We start from the raw sequence: 16,345 nt of genomic DNA, 5'->3' as shown, positions 1-16,345 counted from the left end.
TCCCTTCAAACCACATTCAAACCCGGACGCCTGCCCACAAAACCACCGGCAGGACCGGGTGTGCAATCGAAACAGGTTTGAAGGCCAACCCAAAACACATGCATGCGAGCAGGGGTAGCCAAGTCAGGCCAACGGCGCAGCGTTCAGGGCGCTGTCTCGTAGGAGTCCGCAGGTTCAAATCCTGCCCCCTGCACTCAGTTTTCCATCAGGAGCGATATTATGAGTAAGACGAATCCGAGGCTCGCCAGTCTCATCGCCGACCTGAAGTCGACCGCCCGTGATTCGGGTGCCGACATCTGGAGCGATGTTGCTGACCGACTCGAAAAGCCCCGGCGTAACCACGCAGAGGTCAACCTGGGCCGTATCGAGCGGTACGCCAAAGAGGACGAAACCGTCGTTGTACCCGGTAAGGTGCTCGGCAGTGGTGTCCTTCAAAAGTCGGTCACCGTCGCTGCAGTCGACTTCTCGTCGTCCGCAGAGACGAAGATCAAGCAAGTCGGTGAGCCAGTCAAGCTGGAACAGATTCTAGAACAGAACCCCAACGGAACGAACATCCGGGTGATTCAATGAGCGCAGCCGAATTTGACGTCGACGTCATCGTCGACGCCCGCGACTGCATCATGGGTCGGGTGGCCAGTCAGGTCGCCCAGCTCGCCTTAGACGGCGAGCGCGTTGCCGTGGTGAACGCAGAAGAAACCATCATCACTGGCGGCCGAGAGGACATCTTCTCGGTCTACGAAAAACGCGCAGAGATCGGCTCTGACCAGGGCCCATACTACCCAAAGCGTCCCGACATGATCTTCAAGCGCGCCATCCGCGGCATGCTGCCATACAAAACGCAGCGTGGCCGCGAGGCGCTCGAATCCGTCCGCGTCTACGTGGGTAACCCGTACGACGAAGACGGCGAAGTGCTTGAAGGCACGTCGCTCGACCGCTTATCGAACATTCGCTTCGTCCAACTGGGCGAAGTGAGCGAAAAACTGGGGGCCAACGTCACATGGTAACGAATACGAGTGGTAAGAAGAAGACGGCCATCGCCCGTGCAACGGTCAAAGCAGGCGAGGGTCGTGTGCGTATCAATTCCCAGCCAGTCGAACTGGTCGAACCAGAGCTCGCCCGCCTCAAGATGCTGGAGCCGTTCCGCATCTCCGAAGGCCTGCGCGACTCGGTCGACATCGAAGTGCACGTGCAAGGCGGCGGCGTCGTCGGACAGGCCGACGCAGTCCGCACCGCCATCGCGCGTGGACTGGTTGAGCACTCTGCGGACGCCGAACTCCGCGACGCGTTCATGGAGTTCGACCGTTCCCTGCTGGTGAACGACGTTCGCCAGTCTGAACCAAAGAAGTGGGGCGGGCCTGGCGCTCGTGCCCGCTACCAGAAGTCCTACCGCTGAGGTGACCACGCCATGATGATACCAGTCCGGTGTTTCACGTGCGGCAAAGTTGTCGGCGAACACTGGGAAGAATTCGAAGCACGCGCCTTAGATGGCGATGAAGACCCCGAACAAGTACTCGACGACCTCGGGCTGGACCGATTCTGCTGTCGGCGCATGCTAGTGTCGCACCGCGACCTCGTCGATGTCGTCGCCCCATACCAGTGATATCCATGCAACGATACAGCCGGTACGAAAAAGCACGCATCCTCGGGGCACGCGCCCTGCAGGTGTCGTACGGCGCGCCCGTACTCATCGAGACGGACGAATCCCAACCGATTCTCATCGCAGCCGAGGAGTTCGACGCCGGTGTCCTGCCTTTCACTGTCAATCGAGGTGCAAAGCAGTGACACTCATCTCCGAGGTTCACTTACGCGCGATTCTCGACTCCCGGGGCAACCCGACGGTCGAAGCAGACGTGCGCACCGAGAGCGGCGGATTCGGCCGTGCGGCCGCCCCAAGTGGCGCGAGCACAGGCGAATTCGAAGCCATCGAACTCCCCGTAGAAGAGGCCATCGCGGCCGCCCGGGAACACGCCATCCCCCGACTCGTCGGGAAGGTGTACGCAGGCGACCAGCGCAGCGTTGACGCAGCACTGCGCGCTGCAGACGGGACGGATAACTTCTCCGAGCTTGGTGCAAACAGCGCCGTTGCCATTTCGATGGCCGCGGCAAAGGCGGCCGCCGACTTGCTCGGCGCGCCCCTCTACCAGCATCTCGGTGGAACGTTCCGCGGAAACTCGTTCCCCGTCCCCCTCGGCAACGTCATCGGCGGCGGTGAACACGCCACCGACGCGACGTACATCCAGGAGTTCCTTTCGGCCCCCGTCGGCGCACCGAGCGTCGAGGACGCAGTGTTTGCGAACGCGGCAGTTCACGACACGGTCAAAGAACTGCTCTCCGCACGCGGCGTTGCGGCAGCGAAAGGCGATGAGGGCGCGTGGGCGCCGTCGATTGACGATGCCGAAGCGTTCGACATCATGGCCGAAGCAACCGACGCGGTCGAAGACGACGTTGGCTTCGAGATTCGATTCGGCCTCGACGTGGCCGCATCCGAACTGTTCGAAGACGGCGAGTACCACTACGGAGACGTCACGCGCACGCCTGACGAACAAGTAGACTACATCGCCTCCCTCGTCACTGACTACGACCTCGTGTACGTCGAGGACGCCCTCGACGAGAACGACTTTGACGGCTTCAAAGCGCTCACCGAGAAAGTCGGCGACCAGACGCTCATCTGTGGGGACGACCTGTTCGTCACCAACACCGAGCGACTCGCCGACGGCATCGACATGGGCGCGGCAAACAGCATCCTCATCAAGCCAAATCAGATTGGCACGCTGAGTGACGCGTTCGACGCCGTCGAACTCGCCGTCCGAAACGGGTACGACCCGGTCATCTCCCATCGCAGTGGTGAGACAGAGGACACGACGATCGCACACCTCGCTGTCGCGACCGACGCACCGTTCGTAAAGACCGGTGCCGTTGGCGGCGAGCGCACTGCAAAACTCAACGAACTCATCCGAATCGAGGCAAACGCATGAGCGATAACGAACAAGAAGAAGGCCTCGAGGCGGCCGAGGAGGAGATCGACACGGAGCCGACCGGCGAGGCCGGTGCGGAACCCGAGGTCGACCCCGACACGGACGTCCGAGAGGCAGATGACGAAGAGCCGGCCGCAGAGGCCGAAGAAGAGAGCCCCGTGCTTGACGAGGACGTAATGGACAACCAGGAGGAGGCAGACCTCCTCATCCCGGTCGAGGATTACCTCGCCGCTGGTGTCCACATCGGTACCCAGCAGAAGACCAAGTACATGGAGCGGTTCATTCACCGCGTCCGTGACGACGGTCTGTACGTCCTTGACATCTCGAAAACAGACGAGCGCATCCGCACCGCTGCGGACTTCCTTGCGGGCTACAACCCAGAACAGATTCTGGTGACCTCCAGTCGCCAGTACGGTCGCTTCCCGGCAGAGAAGTTCGCCGACGCCGTCGGCGCACGTGCCCGCACGGGCCGCTTCATCCCCGGAACGCTGACCAACCCCGACTACGCAGGCTACATCGAGCCGGACGTCGTCGTGGTGACCGACCCAATCGGTGACAGTCAGGCCGTAAAAGAGGCCATCACCGTTGGTATCCCGGTCATCGCAATGTGCGACTCCAACAACTCGACCAGCAACGTAGACCTCGTCGTCCCAACGAACAACAAGGGTCGCAAAGCGCTGTCGGTCGTCTACTGGCTGCTTGCCAACGAGACGCTCGACCGCCGCGGCGCAGAGCCGTCCTACGCCCTCGACGACTTCGAGAGCGAGATTTAAGCTGCCCTTTTTCGTTTCTTATTCTTCGTCCGTGAGCGACGGCGTTGGCTCGGGGAGCGGCAGTTGGTGGAGCTCTGGATGGTGGAGTTTTTCTGGGAGCACGTCCCACCATCGCGCCGATTCGACTTCGTCTGCATCGGCCTCTGGCGACCCCGAGAGGTGCTGGCCGTCGAACACAACAGAGAGATTGAACAGTTCTGGTCGGCTGGGGTCGGCTTCGTCGGTAACGGCCGTGACGTGGACTTGGTTGAGTCCGGTGAGCAAACACTCGACGCTCGTCTCCTCACGTACTTCGCGGCGGGCGGTTTCTTCGTAGGATTCATCGGGGTTGATGTAGCCACCCGGCGCGGTCCACGCGACATCGTCTACTCGTCGGATGAGCAGCACTTCGCCATCACGGTTCGAGAGCCAGACGCCCGCCCCGCCGAGGTCACCGGTTTCCTCGAAGTGGGCGGCGGCTCCATCGTAGCGCCCGGTGGGCCACGTCTCTTCCTTCTCGACGATTTCGTAGGTGCCGTAGGCCGCGTCGAACCGGCGAATCGTCTCCTCTACGTGGCGACGCATTCGCGCGGTGATTGACATAACTGCAGGGATTGCGGCCATCACTATTGAAATGTGAGGATGCGCGACGGGTAAATTCGCAACTACTGTTATGCCTCGCACCCTCGAATAGGTAATGACCGTTTCAAGTGCTCCAGGCAAAGTCTATCTCTTTGGTGAGCACGCCGTCGTGTACGGGGAACCAGCCGTCCCCTGTGCTATCGAACGCCGAGCGCGAGTGACCGTAGACGCCCGCGATGACGGCCGCCTTCGCGTGCAGGCAGCCGACCTCACCCTCGATGGGTTCACCGTCGAGTACAGCGGCGATGCGGGCGGCGCACCGGACGTCGACGTGCCGAGCGGCCTCGTTCGCGCCGCGATGGGCTACATCGATGGCGCCGTTTCACAGGCAAGAGACGCAGCAAACCAGCCAGACGCTGGCTTCGACATCACCATCGAAAGCGCGATTCCCCTCGGTGCGGGCCTCGGCTCTTCTGCCGCGGTAGTCGTCGCGGCCATCGACGCCGCCACGCGCGAACTTGGCGTGGAACTCACGAACGAAGAACTCGCAGACCGCGCCTATCAGGTCGAACTCGACGTCCAAGACGGGCAGGCGTCGCGCGCGGACACGTTCTGCTCTGCGATGGGTGGGGCGGTGCGCGTCGAAGGCGATGACTGTCGAACCATCGAAGCGCCCGAGAACCTCCCGTTCGTTATCGGCTACGACGGCGGTGCGGGCGACACGGGCGTGCTCGTCGCGGGGGTTCGCAAACTCAGAGAGGAGTACGACTTCGCCGCGAACACCGTGACCGCGATTGGCGACATCGTTCGCCACGGCGAACAGGCGTTGGCAGACGGTAACATCGAGGAACTCGGCCGACTCATGAACTTCAATCACGGCCTGCTCGAAGCGCTTGGCGTCTCCTCGCGCTCGCTCGATACGATGGTGTGGGCCGCCCGCGACGCCGATGCGCTCGGTGCAAAACTCACGGGAGCCGGTGGCGGCGGCTGTATCGTCGCACTCGACGAGACGGACGCAACGGCGACGGCGCTTCGCTTTACCATGGGCTGTGAGGATGCCTTCCGCGCCGAACTCGACACCGAAGGCGTCCGCGTGGAGGAACCATGACGACGGTGCTCAAACTCGGCGGAAGCGTCATCACCGAGAAAGAGGGCGTAGAGAAAATCCACGACCCTCGCCTCGGAAAGGCAGTTGGCATGCTCGCAGACGCCGACGTGTCACGGCTCGTTCTCGTCCACGGCGGCGGGAGCTTTGGCCACCACCACGCGAGCAAGTACGACGTTTCGACCACCGACGGCACCCACGACCCGGACGCCGTCCTCGATATCCACGAGGCGATGAAGCGCCTGAACGAGGTCGTCGTCCACCGCCTGAACAAAGCGGGCGTGCCCGCTGTGCCAGTACATACGCTTTCTACGGCGTCGCGGGACGCTGAGGGGGCGCTCACGCTCTGCACGACGGCCGTCGAAACGCTGCTCGCAGAGGGCTTTGTCCCCGTGCTCCACGGCGATGTCATCGCTCACGAAGGCAAGGGCGTGACCGTCGTGAGCGGCGACGAAATCGTGACCGCACTTGCCCAATCGCTTGATGCAGACCGCGTTGGCATCTGTTCTGGCGTGCCTGGCGTACTCGACGAATCGAAAAACGTCATCACCGAAATCACGGACTTCGAGTCGGTCGCACCAGCACTCGGCGGAAGTGAGACGACGGACGTGTCTGGTGGTATGGCACAGAAGGTCCGTGAACTGCTCGAACTCGGTGCGCCCGCCGACATCTTCGGCCTTGATGGTCTCGCCGCGTTTCTCGCAGGAGAGGCCCCGGGGACGCGAATCGACGGCCGGGGCGACTGAGTTCACGCGCCCCACCATTCCACGTTCTTTTTAAGACCCGAGTTCGTACCGTTCCGTAACCGAGACAGCAAGCCGTCCACCTCGTGCGGTTGTGGGCGTTCGGCGGGGACCCGCCGGAGGCTCATGCAGAACCGTCTGGTTGGAGGGCTCCGCTCGGAGCTATAACCATGGAAATTGAAATTGCTACGATAGGCGGCTATGAAGAAGTCGGTCGGCAGATGACTGCCGTCCGCGCAGGTGACGACGTTGTAATCTTCGACATGGGCCTCAACCTTTCACAGGTCCTGATTCACGACAACGTCGAGACCGAACGAATGCACAGCTTAGACCTCATCGACATGGGTGCGATTCCGGACGACCGTGTCATGAGCGACCTTGAGGGAGACGTCAAAGCAATTGTCCCGACCCACGGTCACCTTGACCACATCGGCGCAATCAGCAAGCTCGCCCACCGCTACAACGCCCCGATTGTGGCGACGCCGTTCACAATCGAACTCGTCAAACAGCAGATCGAGGGCGAAGAGAAGTTCGGCGTCCAAAACGACCTCATCAAGATGGACCCTGGCGAGACGATGTCCATCTCCGAGGAAGTCGAGCTCGAATTCGTCAACGTCACCCACTCCATCATCGACGCCATCAACCCCGTCCTCCACACCCCGGAGGGTGCGGTTGTCTACGGCCTCGACAAGCGCATGGACCACACGCCAGTGCTCGGCGACCCAATCGACATGAAGCGGTTCCGCGAGATTGCCAACTCCGAAAACGGCGTCCTCGCGTACATCGAAGACTGTACGAACGCCGGTCGCAAGGGCCGCACGCCGAGTGAGTCCGTCGCGCGCAAACACCTCAAAGACGTCATCCACAGCATGGAGGACTACGACGGCGGCATCGTTGCTACCACGTTCTCCTCGCACGTTGCGCGTGTGAAGTCGCTCGTCGAGTTCGCAGAGGACATCGGCCGCCAGCCAGTCCTGCTCGGTCGCTCGATGGAGAAGTACTCGGGCACCGCAGAGCGCCTGAACTTCGTTGACTTCCCAGACGACCTCGGGATGTACGGCCACCGCAAGTCGGTCGACCGCACGTTCAAGCGCATCATGAAAGAGGGCAAGGAGAACTTCCTGCCGATCGTGACCGGCCACCAGGGCGAGCCACGCGCCATGCTCACGCGCATGGGTCGCGGCGAGACGCCGTACGAACTGGAAGAAGGCGACAAAGTCGTCTTCTCTGCGCGTGTCATCCCGGAGCCAACCAACGAAGGCCAGCGCTATCAGTCTGAGAAACTCCTGCGCATGCAGGGTGCACGCATCTACGACGACGTCCACGTTTCCGGGCACATGTCCCAGGAAGGCCTCTACGAGATGCTCCGCACGCTCCAACCACAGCACGTCATCCCGGCCCACCAGGACATGAAAGGCTTCGCGCCGTACGTCGACCTCGCCGAAAACGAGGGCTACACGATGGGCCGTGACCTGCACGTCACGCGCAACGGGAACATCATCCAACTGGTCGAGTAAATGGATATGCGGAACATGGCAGTCACAGACGCAATCGCCGCCCGCCGCGACCTCGTAAATGCGGCTATCGGCGAGGACTTGCCGGTCACTAGCCCCGAACGCCTCTATAAGGCGTCGCGCCACCTGCTCGATGCCGGTGGTAAGCGACTGCGCCCGGCCATGCTGTTGCTGGTCGGCGAGGCGCTCGTGGATGTGAACCCGGAGCAGACGGACTACCGCGAGTTCCCGACGCTCAACGGCGTCACCATCGACCTGATGGCAGCAGCCGTCAGTATCGAAGTCATCCAGTCGTTTACGCTGATTCACGACGACATCATGGACGACGACGACCTGCGTCGGGGCGCACCGGCTGTCCACCGCGCATACGACTTGGAGACGGCGATTCTCGCGGGTGACACGCTCTACTCGAAGGCATTTGAGTTTATGCTCGAAACGGGTGCGCCCGCAGACCGCTCTGTACGCGCGCTCTCGATGCTCGCGACGACCTGCACCAAGATATGCGAGGGCCAAGCGCTTGACGTGGCCTTCGAGACGCGGACGGATGTGCTTCCGGAGGAGTATCTGGAGATGGCAGAGCAGAAGACGGCAGTCCTCTACGCCGCGGCGACGGCCATCCCGGCCATCCTGCTTGGCGCAGATGACGAGACTGTCGAAGCCCTCTACGGCTACGGACTCGACGTTGGCCGCGCCTTCCAGATTCAAGACGACTTGCTCGACCTCACCGTTCCAAGTGAGAAACTCGGCAAGCAACGCGGGAGCGACCTCGTCGAGAACAAGCAGACGATTATCACGCTCCACGCCCGCCAGCACGGTGTGGACGTTGACTCGCTCGTCACCACGGACTCGGTCGAGGGTGTCTCAGAGGCAGAAATCGACGCGGCGGTCGAGACGCTCGAGGCGTCGGGCTCTATCGACTATGCACGAGAGACCGCAGAGCGACTCGTCGCAGACGGGAAGGCCCGCATCGACGTGCTTCCGGACAACGAAGCCCACGACCTGTTGCTCGACATCGCGGACTACCTCATCGACCGCGGCTACTGAGCACCGACGCGCCCCGATTTTCCGCGCGTTTTCAACGTAGTTTTGACCCGCCACAGCGAACGCTCACCCAATGGACGAGGATCTCCGCGAGCAAATCGAAGAGGAGGCCGAGAAACACGCGCTCATCAACGCCGTCAAACACGAGAGCGACGCCGATGTGGGAGCCATCATGGGTCCCCTCATGGGCGAGAACCCTGAGTTCCGCCCGCACGGTGGCGACATTCCGGGCATCATCGGCCCAATCGTCGCGAAGGTGAACAGCGCCTCGACGGAAGAAAAGCGCGAGCGCCTCGCCGTCCTCGCCCCCGAGTGGCTCGAAGAACTCGACGCAGAGGACGAGGCAGACGACCGAGTGCTCCCCGACCTCCCAAACGCAGCAGAGTACGACGAGATTCGGATGCGCACCGCGCCCAATCCGAACGGCCCGTGGCACCTTGGCCACGCGCGGATGCCCGCGGTCATCGGGACGTATAAGGAACTGTACGACGGGTGGTTCGTCTGCCGATTCGACGACACCGACCCGGAGACCAAGCGGCCGGACTTAGACGCCTACGACGCCATCTTAGGGGACATTGAGTATCTCGGCTTCGAGCCGGACGACGTGATGCGCGCCTCAGACCGCGTGCCCATCTACTACGACCACGCCCGCGACCTCATCGAGATGGGCGGTGCGTACACCTGCTCGTGTACGGGCGAGGCCTTCTCAGAGCTCAAGAACGCAGGCAAGCCGTGTCCACACCGCGACAAGGACGTGGAGACCACGAAAGACGAGTTCGAACAGATGGTGGCAGGCGAGTTCAGCGCCGGTGAGATGGTGCTCCGCGTGAAGACGGACATCGAACACAAAAATCCAGCGCTGCGCGACTTCGTTGCCTTCCGCATGGTCGATACGCCACACCCGCGTGAGGAGGCTGCAGACTACCGTTGCTGGCCGATGCTCGACTTCCAATCTGGTATCGACGACCACCTCACGGGCGTCACGCACATCATCCGCGGCATCGACCTCCAGGACTCGGCAAAGCGCCAGCAGTTCGTCTACGACTACTTCGGCTGGGAGTATCCTGAGGTCATCCACTGGGGCCACGTCCAGATAGACGCCTACGACGTGAAGATGTCCACCTCGACTATCAAGCAACTCATCGCGGACGGCGAACTCGACGGCTGGGACGACCCGCGCGCACCGACACTGAAGAGTGTCCGCCGTCGCGGTATCCGCGGCGAGGCAATCACCGACGCGATGATTCAACTCGGCACGTCTACGAGCAACGTCGACCTCGCCATGAGTTCGATTTACGCGAACAACCGCGCGCTCGTAGACGACCAGGCAAACCGCTACTTCCTCGTCCGTGACGGACAGGAACTCCCCGTCGTCGGTGCGCCTGAAGTCGGTCACCCACCGCTCCACCCCGACCACGAAGACCGCGGGAAACGCGACATCCCTGTCGAGGGTGCAGTTCTCATCGAAGCCGACGACGTGCCCGCAAACGGCGAACGCGTCTGGCTCAAGGGCCTCGGCCTGTTCCAGCACACCCGCGACGCGCTCGAATACCTCAGTAACGACCTGTCTGCGGTGCGCGAGGAGGGCGTCGATGTCATCCATTGGGTCTCAGCAGACGCGAGCGTCCCCGTCACGATGCGGACGATGGACGGTGACGTGTCCGGCCACGCAGAACCGGACTTCACAGAAACAGCCGTAGACGACGTGATTCAGTTCGAGCGCATCGGCTTCGTCCGCGTCGATGCCCACGGCGACGACGAGTCGCTCGTCTACTACACGCACCCCTGAACTGACTTACACCCAGTGTTTCTCCGCGCCCGGGAGGGGCTCTGCGACGATGCCGTCGCGTTGCACCATCGCCCGAGCGTGCGCCGTACAGACGTCTTTTCTATCGGCCCACGGGATGTGGAGGCGAACGGCCGCGCGCTCGTGACAGCCGGATTCGTCACAGTGTCGCATGGCGGGCATTAGTGGGCCACGGTAACAATCCTTCCGTGGGTCAGATAACGAGAATGAACGCGACAAGCATCGATGTGGTCAGGAGCACCTGCATCACCGCAGAGGCGAGGATGCCGATGGTCGTGTACATCGCCGCCCGCGCGCTCTGGTCTACGTCTTCGTGTTTGCGGTATTCGAAGGCGAACACGGTTCCTGCAACGCCGAGGAAGATGCCGAGCGGGCCAAGGACGAACAGGAGCGCGAAGCCAATGAGTCCCGCGAGCGCGGAGACTTTCCACGACGTGCCGCTCACTTTGGCGGCCACCGCGCCTCCGAGGTAGTCGAACGTCATTGCGGTGAGGCCAAGGACTGTCAATCCGACGAGTGCGAGTAAGGTAGGTTCTGCGTACCCCGAGTGCCACCAGTAGAGGTAGACGCCCGCGAGCGAGGTCGGCGCACCGGGTAGGAGCGGAACGACGCTGCCGACGACGCCGAGGATGAGCAACCCAAAGGCGAGAACGGTGAGGGCGTCCATCAGTCGAACCGCCGCCGTTCGAGTTGCGCGACTGGTGGGCCGTAGACGGAGACGAGCGGGCGGAGCGTCGCGCTCAACTCGCGCATCGCGTGGGCGGGCGAGTGAAAGCCGAACTCGTCGGTGACGGTTCGCCAGTGGGTTGCTTGCAGCACCTTCCGGACGAGCAGCCGCTCTTGGCGGTCGGTGAGCAGGGCTGTATCCGCCGGGTCTGCGAGGTGTTTCATCGCCAGCTTCCGCGCCGCAGCGGGTGCGACCTCAGAGATACCGGGGCCGAAGGCCGCGCCCGCGAGCAGTCGCCACTCACGGTCGGTGAAGGAGAGGGCGATGGCCGACTCCGTGGCTCGAATCGCCGCGCGAACCACGTCGGTATCGAGTTCCGAAAGCACGTCAGAGAGCATGTCCCGCGTTCGTTCGGTGAACCACCGGACGTGTCGGTCGTGGAGGTCGTGGCCCGCCGCAGAGAGGGGACAGAGCATCACCGCAGAGTGCTCGCCGCTCGCGTCGTTGCGCCCGGTCGAGAGATATACCGTGTGGTAGCCGTTTCGGTGCCAGAAGTCGATGAGTTCGGGCGTCGCACCGTAGCCAACGCCAAGCCAGTCGAGTGACTCTTCGAACTCGCAGCGAATTTCTGCGAGCAGGTGTGAGCCAAGCCCCAGTGAGCGAACGGCCGGGTGAGTCGCAATCCGCATCACGCGGAGCCCTTCTGTGATTCCTGCGTCCTCGTCTCTGACCTGACTCGTGAGCACGTCGGGGAGCATGTTTCCGCGCACTCTCCCACCGTCGTACATCTCTGCGCGGAGGGCTTCAGGGAGGTTGCCTTCGCGGGCGAGGAGGGCGACGCAGGCGACGTGGCCCTCGTGGGTCAACACCCGGAGGGAGAGGTTCGGCGCGTCGAGGAGGCGGGCAAGGTCGTCGGGTTCGGTTCGGTAGTGGGCGTAGACGAGCAAGCCGAACACTTCGCGCAGAAGGTGTTCGTCCTGCCTGAGTTCTTCGCCCGTGTAGGCTTCGTAGCTGACCGTCTCGGGCGTCGCGTGTTCAACGAGTGGCTCAACCGCCGGACGTGCGTCGAGTAAGAGGGTGCGAAACGCCCAGATTTCGACCGGGTCACCCGGCGCGTACCGGATGGGTTCGTCGAGGCGCACGTCGGTCACGTCGTGGTTGGTCTCGTCAAGTCGGTCGCGGAACCTGACCGAAAAGCCCCGACCCGCGCCTTCGTAGCCGTGGACGGTCGTGGTGAACGCCACGCGGGAGGCGGCGAGGAACCGTTCGAGGACGCGCACGGGGAGTGCAGCGGCTTCGTCTACGATGACCACGTCCGGGTTCTCCGGAAGGTCAGTCGCTTCTGCGGGCTTGGCGAATCGCACGCGGCCGCCCGTGGTCGTCGTGAGCAGCGAGGGATTGGCCGGGTGGTTCACGTCAGCGAGTACACCGAGTGCAGAGAGCAGTTCGCGTGCTCGGGCGAACACTTCGGCTGCGCTTTCGTACGCCCGGGCAGTGACGAGTACGTCTTCGCCTGCGTCGGCGAGCGACCCGGCGGCGAGTCCGGCGGCACTCGATTTTCCGCGACCGCGGTCGGCTTCGACCACGAGCGCGGTGTCCGGCTCAGTGAGTTGCTCAAACCTATAGACGGCCGTTGCTTGGTCGTCGGTGAGACAACGGGCGTAGGCATTTGCGGGGAAGACGTGGGTTTTCGGTGGCGCTGGTGGTTCGCGTTGTCGGGCCGCGAAGGGGTCGGTCAGGCCGTCTTTGATGATGGTGTTTGCGTCCGCGTCGAAGATGGCGACCCCGGGGTGTGTTTTGAGCAACTCGACCGTTCGAGTTCTGAAGTTGCCCGTGACCTCCTCGCGGCTGAACGGCGGGACCGCGAGTCCATCATCAAAGCCATCTCGTCGGTTCGGCCACTCGTCGAGTGGTGGCGTGAGCAAGAGCACGAGGCCGCCGCCCGAAACGGCACCCACGGAACGACCGAGCGCGTTCGGCCGGAAGGCGTCGTGGGCGTCGATGACGACAGCGGTTCGCGTGGTGCCAAGGAGGGAGCCAGCACGTTTAGGGGCGACACGTTCGCAGGCAAGGTCGTCGTGATGGCTGAGAAACGTGGTTTCGTCGCGGGGGATGTCGGCTTCACGGAGTGCGCTGTCGGCGGCTGTGACCGTCGCGTCGCGCTCGCCAGCGAGAACGAGCAGTCGGCGCTCGTTTGCACTGCTGGCTTCGGCGCGGAGGGCGGCCACGAGAGAGTCCATGTCGTGACAAAATGCCCCTGAGAAAAAGGGCGTTTCTGTGCGTGTCTCACCGTCGCATGGCGTATTCGCATTGAAAGCGCTTTTATGGTGGGACTCTCTACTGAGCGTTACAGCCTGTGCGGGGTTGATGATGCTCCTAGCCATTCAGGACCCTTACGGCAGGGGAGCGCGAGCCCACGTACAGGAGGTGAACATACTATGCCAGTGTACGTCGATTTCGATGTACCCGCCGACCTCCAAGAGTCTGCCCTCGAGGCGCTCGAAGTTGCGCGGGATACGGGAGCTGTAAAGAAAGGAACGAACGAGACCACGAAAGCTGTCGAGCGCGGCAACGCGCAACTCGTCTTCATCGCAGAAGACGTCCAGCCTGAGGAGATTGTTATGCACCTCCCAGAGCTTTCGGACGAGAAGGGAATTCCATTCCTCTTCGTTGAGACCCAGGACGATGTCGGCCACGCGGCCGGACTCGAAGTCGGCAGCGCGGCTGCAGCCATCACCGACGCCGGTGAGGCCGCAGACCAGGTCGAGGACATCGCCGGAAAGCTTGAGGACCTCCGCTGAGGTGACCGTTGATGAGTGCTGAAGAGAATACTGACGGAGCCACCCCCGCCGAAGTCATCGAGGTCGTCGGCAAGACCGGGATGCACGGCGAGGCGATGCAGGTCAAGTGCCGCATCCAGCAGGGCTCGAACAAGGGCCGTATCATTACCCGAAACGTCCTTGGTCCCGTCCGCGAGGGCGACATCCTGCAACTGCGCGAAACGGCTCGTGAAGCTGACTCCATTGGAGGCCAATAATGGTTCGCACACGAGACTGTGATTACTGTGGCGACGACATCGAGCCCGGCACCGGGACGATGTTCGTCTTCACCGACGGGCGTACCGTAAACTACTGCTCATCGAAGTGCGAGAAGAACGCCGAACTCGGCCGTGAAGCTCGCGACGTTCGCTGGACCGAAGAAGGGCGCCGCCAGAGCGGCGTCAACAAACGCGCCAGCGAGAAAGCAGAAGCCGCTGCGGAAGCTGAGGCAGAGCAAGCAGCCGACGAAGAAGAAGACGCTGCACCCGACCTCGAAGCCGCAGAGGCAGAAGAAGAGGAAACTGAAGAATGAGCGAACGCACCTTCGTGATGGTCAAGCCTGACGGCGTCCAGCGCGGCCTCATCGGCGAGATCGTCTCTCGCTTCGAAGACCGCGGACTGAAGCTCGTCGCGGGCAAGTTCATGCAGATCGACGAGGAACTCGCCCACGAGCACTACGGCGAGCACGAGGGCAAGCCCTTCTTCTCCGGGCTTGTCGAGTTCATCACCTCCGGCCCAGTCTTCGCAATGGTCTGGGAAGGACAGGACGCGACGCGACAGGTTCGCGGTATGATGGGCGAAACTGACCCCGCCGACTCCGCTCCGGGAACCATCCGCGGTGACTTCGGCCTCGACCTTGGCCGCAACGTCATCCACGGCTCGGACCACGAGGACGAGGGCGCAAACGAACGCGAAATCGCGCTCTTCTTCGACGAGGACGAACTCGTCGACTACGAGCGCATCAACGAAGGCTGGCTGTACGAATAAGCCAGTTCGGGTTTTTTCCATTTTCACAGTCTGGTGAGCAACGGCCATCTGCCTGACGCACTTCAAATCTCACAGTGACACGAACCGTGCGTATTCGCCCAGGAGTCGCTGTAGCACCCGAAGAGAGTGTCCCGAACGTCTCTGAAAAAACGTACATTTTTCCAGTCATATTCCGAACGCCCGTGGCGAAAGTACCGTGTACTGTTTTCACAGGAACCGATTATTATACTACCAATCTCTCGAATACTTATCAACGCAGATACATTTATGCCAACTCCAGCCCAACTACTATTTGTGTCCTGTTGGGGGCCAGGCAGCAACAATTCTGCCTCGCCATCGTGATACATCACGCGACGGCGACACAGGGCGTTCTCGCCGTTCGGGGGCACGGCTGAATGCCTACGGGTAAGGGATAGGGGAGATAAACGGAAACTGCTACAGAGGCACCGTCCGGGTGAAACACGCCATTTGTGTGTCTGTCCGGAACTCGTTCGATGCAGAACGGCTAACAGCGTTCCTGTTGCTTAGTTTGGCATGGACGAATTCCACACTGCGAACAAGGAAAATTGGGAGGAACGGGCGGTGTTGCATCCTGATACTGACTTTTATGATGTCGATGCGTTTCTCGCCGGTGAGTCGTCACTCCAGTCGCTCGAGCGCGAGGAACTCGGAGACGTTTCTGGGAGCAAACTGCTCCACCTCCAGTGCCACTTCGGTCTTGACTCACTTTCGTGGGCGCGTGACGGCGCGACTGTCACCGGCGTCGATTATTCGGAGCAAGCTATCGAAAAAGCCCGCGAACTCCAAGCTGAAACGGGCCTCGACGCCGAGTTCATCGCCGCGGATATCTACGACCTGCAGAGCCATCTCGACGAACAATTCGACATCGTGTTCACGTCTTACGGCGTGCTCTGTTGGCTCGCTGACCTCGGCGCGTGGGCAGCACTCATCGCCCACTTCCTCGAGCCCGGCGGCACGTTCTACATCGCAGAAGCCCACCCGTACATGGGTACGCTCTCCGCTCTCGACGCAGACGGCACGGCACAGTTCGACTATCCGTACTTCCACGACAATACCCCCGAACGCTACGACGCAGACGGCTCGTACGCCGCCCCGGACGCGTCGTTCGACAATCCGACGACCTACCAGTGGTATCACAGCATGAGCGACATTTTCAATTCGCTCCTCGCTGCCGGACTCGACATCGAGTTCGTCCACGAACACCCCTTTGGGACGTTCAAAATGTTCGAATCGATGGAGCAAGCCGACGACGGCTGGTGGTACGTCCCCGGTCTCGAAATAGACCTGCCGTTCACGTTTTCGCTGATGGCGACGAAACCGGAGTGAAAAGTC

21 protein-coding genes and 1 tRNA gene are annotated in these 16,345 nt (G+C 62.1%); 18 read left to right on the top strand and 4 right to left on the bottom strand.

Annotated features, from left to right (window positions below; all coding sequences use genetic code 11):
• Nucleotides 1-108: 108 nt before the first annotated feature.
• The 8 genes from V5N47_RS02505 (at nt 109) to rpsB (ending at nt 3,748) form a co-directional block, all read left to right on the top strand.
• Nucleotides 109-193: transfer RNA gene (locus V5N47_RS02505), tRNA-Leu, on the top strand.
• A gap of 26 nt (nt 194-219) precedes the next feature.
• Nucleotides 220-570, top strand: a complete 351-nt coding sequence (locus V5N47_RS02500; RefSeq protein ID WP_332899493.1) for a 50S ribosomal protein L18e — start codon at nt 220-222, stop codon at nt 568-570.
• Nucleotides 567-1,004 carry a 50S ribosomal protein L13 gene (locus V5N47_RS02495; RefSeq protein ID WP_338729272.1) on the top strand — a complete coding sequence of 146 codons (438 nt, stop codon included), beginning with the start codon at nt 567-569 and terminating at the stop codon, nt 1,002-1,004. The genes V5N47_RS02500 and V5N47_RS02495 overlap by 4 nt, the downstream gene beginning before the upstream one ends.
• Nucleotides 998-1,393 (top strand): 30S ribosomal protein S9, encoded by a 396-nt coding sequence (locus V5N47_RS02490; RefSeq protein ID WP_332899491.1) that lies wholly within the window; start codon nt 998-1,000, stop codon nt 1,391-1,393. Before V5N47_RS02495 ends, V5N47_RS02490 begins: the two co-directional genes overlap by 7 nt.
• A 12-nt stretch (nt 1,394-1,405) precedes the next feature.
• Entirely contained in the window at nt 1,406-1,600 is a 195-nt protein-coding gene (locus V5N47_RS02485; protein WP_332899490.1) for a DNA-directed RNA polymerase subunit N, read from the top strand.
• A complete protein-coding gene (locus tag V5N47_RS02480) occupies nt 1,600-1,782 on the top strand; it encodes a DNA-directed RNA polymerase subunit K (protein WP_332900102.1) in 183 nt (60 codons plus the stop codon). Before V5N47_RS02485 ends, V5N47_RS02480 begins: the two co-directional genes overlap by 1 nt.
• Complete coding sequence (gene eno / locus V5N47_RS02475) at nt 1,779-2,975, top strand: phosphopyruvate hydratase (protein ID WP_338729271.1); 1,197 nt, start codon at nt 1,779-1,781, stop codon at nt 2,973-2,975. Before V5N47_RS02480 ends, eno begins: the two co-directional genes overlap by 4 nt.
• The gene (rpsB, locus tag V5N47_RS02470; protein WP_338729270.1) at nt 2,972-3,748 is read left to right on the top strand and encodes a 30S ribosomal protein S2; all 777 of its coding nucleotides are present in this window, start codon (nt 2,972-2,974) and stop codon (nt 3,746-3,748) included. The genes eno and rpsB overlap by 4 nt, the downstream gene beginning before the upstream one ends.
• An 18-nt stretch (nt 3,749-3,766) precedes the next feature.
• Here rpsB and V5N47_RS02465 read toward each other — a convergent pair whose 3' ends face one another.
• Nucleotides 3,767-4,330, bottom strand: coding sequence for an NUDIX domain-containing protein (locus tag V5N47_RS02465; RefSeq protein WP_338729269.1), 564 nt, complete (start codon nt 4,328-4,330; stop codon nt 3,767-3,769).
• A gap of 94 nt (nt 4,331-4,424) precedes the next feature.
• Here V5N47_RS02465 and mvk point away from each other — a divergent pair, with 94 nt between their 5' ends.
• From mvk to V5N47_RS02440, 5 genes are all read left to right on the top strand, one after another.
• Complete coding sequence (gene mvk / locus V5N47_RS02460) at nt 4,425-5,417, top strand: mevalonate kinase (protein ID WP_338729268.1); 993 nt, start codon at nt 4,425-4,427, stop codon at nt 5,415-5,417.
• The gene (locus V5N47_RS02455) at nt 5,414-6,160 is read left to right on the top strand and encodes an isopentenyl phosphate kinase (RefSeq protein ID WP_338729267.1); all 747 of its coding nucleotides are present in this window, start codon (nt 5,414-5,416) and stop codon (nt 6,158-6,160) included. Before mvk ends, V5N47_RS02455 begins: the two co-directional genes overlap by 4 nt.
• Nucleotides 6,161-6,327: 167 nt before the next feature.
• A complete protein-coding gene (locus V5N47_RS02450) occupies nt 6,328-7,674 on the top strand; it encodes a ribonuclease J (protein WP_332899484.1) in 1,347 nt (448 codons plus the stop codon).
• Entirely contained in the window at nt 7,675-8,715 is a 1,041-nt protein-coding gene (locus V5N47_RS02445) for a polyprenyl synthetase family protein (RefSeq protein ID WP_338729266.1), read from the top strand.
• A 70-nt stretch (nt 8,716-8,785) separates the two neighbouring features.
• Nucleotides 8,786-10,501 (top strand): glutamate--tRNA ligase, encoded by a 1,716-nt coding sequence (locus V5N47_RS02440; protein ID WP_338729265.1) that lies wholly within the window; start codon nt 8,786-8,788, stop codon nt 10,499-10,501.
• A gap of 6 nt (nt 10,502-10,507) precedes the next feature.
• Here the strand turns inward: V5N47_RS02440 and V5N47_RS02435 are convergent, their stop codons facing one another.
• Genes V5N47_RS02435 through tmcA form a run of 3 tightly spaced genes read right to left on the bottom strand, consistent with a single transcriptional unit; the run spans nt 10,508 to nt 13,426 of the window.
• Nucleotides 10,508-10,681 carry a hypothetical protein gene (locus tag V5N47_RS02435; protein WP_338730362.1) on the bottom strand — a complete coding sequence of 58 codons (174 nt, stop codon included), beginning with the start codon at nt 10,679-10,681 and terminating at the stop codon, nt 10,508-10,510.
• A 31-nt stretch (nt 10,682-10,712) separates the two neighbouring features.
• Entirely contained in the window at nt 10,713-11,186 is a 474-nt protein-coding gene (locus V5N47_RS02430) for a DUF456 domain-containing protein (RefSeq protein ID WP_338729264.1), read from the bottom strand.
• Nucleotides 11,186-13,426, bottom strand: coding sequence for a tRNA(Met) cytidine acetyltransferase TmcA (gene tmcA / locus V5N47_RS02425; protein ID WP_338729263.1), 2,241 nt, complete (start codon nt 13,424-13,426; stop codon nt 11,186-11,188). The genes V5N47_RS02430 and tmcA overlap by 1 nt, the downstream gene beginning before the upstream one ends.
• A gap of 198 nt (nt 13,427-13,624) precedes the next feature.
• On the opposite strand from tmcA, the gene rpl7ae reads away from it, so the two are divergent.
• The 5 genes from rpl7ae (at nt 13,625) to V5N47_RS02400 (ending at nt 16,339) form a co-directional block, all read left to right on the top strand.
• On the top strand, nt 13,625-13,987 hold the full coding sequence (gene rpl7ae / locus V5N47_RS02420) for a 50S ribosomal protein L7Ae (protein ID WP_332899478.1): 363 nt from the start codon (nt 13,625-13,627) through the stop codon (nt 13,985-13,987).
• An 11-nt stretch (nt 13,988-13,998) separates the two neighbouring features.
• Nucleotides 13,999-14,223: a 30S ribosomal protein S28e gene (locus V5N47_RS02415; RefSeq protein WP_332899477.1), complete on the top strand. Its 225-nt coding sequence runs from the start codon at nt 13,999-14,001 to the stop codon at nt 14,221-14,223.
• Complete coding sequence (locus V5N47_RS02410) at nt 14,223-14,537, top strand: 50S ribosomal protein L24e (protein ID WP_338729262.1); 315 nt, start codon at nt 14,223-14,225, stop codon at nt 14,535-14,537. The genes V5N47_RS02415 and V5N47_RS02410 overlap by 1 nt, the downstream gene beginning before the upstream one ends.
• Entirely contained in the window at nt 14,534-14,992 is a 459-nt protein-coding gene (gene ndk, locus V5N47_RS02405) for a nucleoside-diphosphate kinase (RefSeq protein ID WP_332899475.1), read from the top strand. Before V5N47_RS02410 ends, ndk begins: the two co-directional genes overlap by 4 nt.
• A 534-nt stretch (nt 14,993-15,526) precedes the next feature.
• Nucleotides 15,527-16,339: a class I SAM-dependent methyltransferase gene (locus V5N47_RS02400; protein WP_338729260.1), complete on the top strand. Its 813-nt coding sequence runs from the start codon at nt 15,527-15,529 to the stop codon at nt 16,337-16,339.
• Nucleotides 16,340-16,345 lie beyond the last annotated feature (6 nt).

This window comes from Haladaptatus sp. DJG-WS-42, from assembly GCF_037198285.1.
Classification (GTDB): Archaea; Halobacteriota; Halobacteria; order Halobacteriales; family Halococcaceae; genus QDMS2.
This window is presented reverse-complemented; position numbering and strand designations above follow the sequence as displayed.

Excerpts from the sequence above, each read along its gene's own strand:
- V5N47_RS02415 (WP_332899477.1), top strand. The coding sequence starts at position 13,999 with ATGAGTGCTGAAGAGAATACTGACGGAGCCACCCCCGCCGAAGTCATC.
- V5N47_RS02465 (WP_338729269.1), bottom strand. The coding sequence starts at position 4,330 with ATGTCAATCACCGCGCGAATGCGTCGCCACGTAGAGGAGACGATTCGC.
- V5N47_RS02430 (WP_338729264.1), bottom strand. The coding sequence starts at position 11,186 with ATGGACGCCCTCACCGTTCTCGCCTTTGGGTTGCTCATCCTCGGCGTC.
- V5N47_RS02495 (WP_338729272.1), top strand. The coding sequence starts at position 567 with ATGAGCGCAGCCGAATTTGACGTCGACGTCATCGTCGACGCCCGCGAC.
- V5N47_RS02445 (WP_338729266.1), top strand. The coding sequence starts at position 7,675 with ATGGATATGCGGAACATGGCAGTCACAGACGCAATCGCCGCCCGCCGC.
- V5N47_RS02485 (WP_332899490.1), top strand. The coding sequence starts at position 1,406 with ATGATGATACCAGTCCGGTGTTTCACGTGCGGCAAAGTTGTCGGCGAA.
- V5N47_RS02455 (WP_338729267.1), top strand. The coding sequence starts at position 5,414 with ATGACGACGGTGCTCAAACTCGGCGGAAGCGTCATCACCGAGAAAGAG.
- V5N47_RS02450 (WP_332899484.1), top strand. The coding sequence starts at position 6,328 with ATGGAAATTGAAATTGCTACGATAGGCGGCTATGAAGAAGTCGGTCGG.
- rpsB (WP_338729270.1), top strand. The coding sequence starts at position 2,972 with ATGAGCGATAACGAACAAGAAGAAGGCCTCGAGGCGGCCGAGGAGGAG.
- mvk (WP_338729268.1), top strand. The coding sequence starts at position 4,425 with ATGACCGTTTCAAGTGCTCCAGGCAAAGTCTATCTCTTTGGTGAGCAC.
- ndk (WP_332899475.1), top strand. The coding sequence starts at position 14,534 with ATGAGCGAACGCACCTTCGTGATGGTCAAGCCTGACGGCGTCCAGCGC.
- tmcA (WP_338729263.1), bottom strand. The coding sequence starts at position 13,426 with ATGGACTCTCTCGTGGCCGCCCTCCGCGCCGAAGCCAGCAGTGCAAAC.
- rpl7ae (WP_332899478.1), top strand. The coding sequence starts at position 13,625 with ATGCCAGTGTACGTCGATTTCGATGTACCCGCCGACCTCCAAGAGTCT.
- V5N47_RS02410 (WP_338729262.1), top strand. The coding sequence starts at position 14,223 with ATGGTTCGCACACGAGACTGTGATTACTGTGGCGACGACATCGAGCCC.
- V5N47_RS02490 (WP_332899491.1), top strand. The coding sequence starts at position 998 with ATGGTAACGAATACGAGTGGTAAGAAGAAGACGGCCATCGCCCGTGCA.
- V5N47_RS02435 (WP_338730362.1), bottom strand. The coding sequence starts at position 10,681 with ATGCCCGCCATGCGACACTGTGACGAATCCGGCTGTCACGAGCGCGCG.
- V5N47_RS02500 (WP_332899493.1), top strand. The coding sequence starts at position 220 with ATGAGTAAGACGAATCCGAGGCTCGCCAGTCTCATCGCCGACCTGAAG.
- V5N47_RS02440 (WP_338729265.1), top strand. The coding sequence starts at position 8,786 with ATGGACGAGGATCTCCGCGAGCAAATCGAAGAGGAGGCCGAGAAACAC.
- V5N47_RS02400 (WP_338729260.1), top strand. The coding sequence starts at position 15,527 with ATGGACGAATTCCACACTGCGAACAAGGAAAATTGGGAGGAACGGGCG.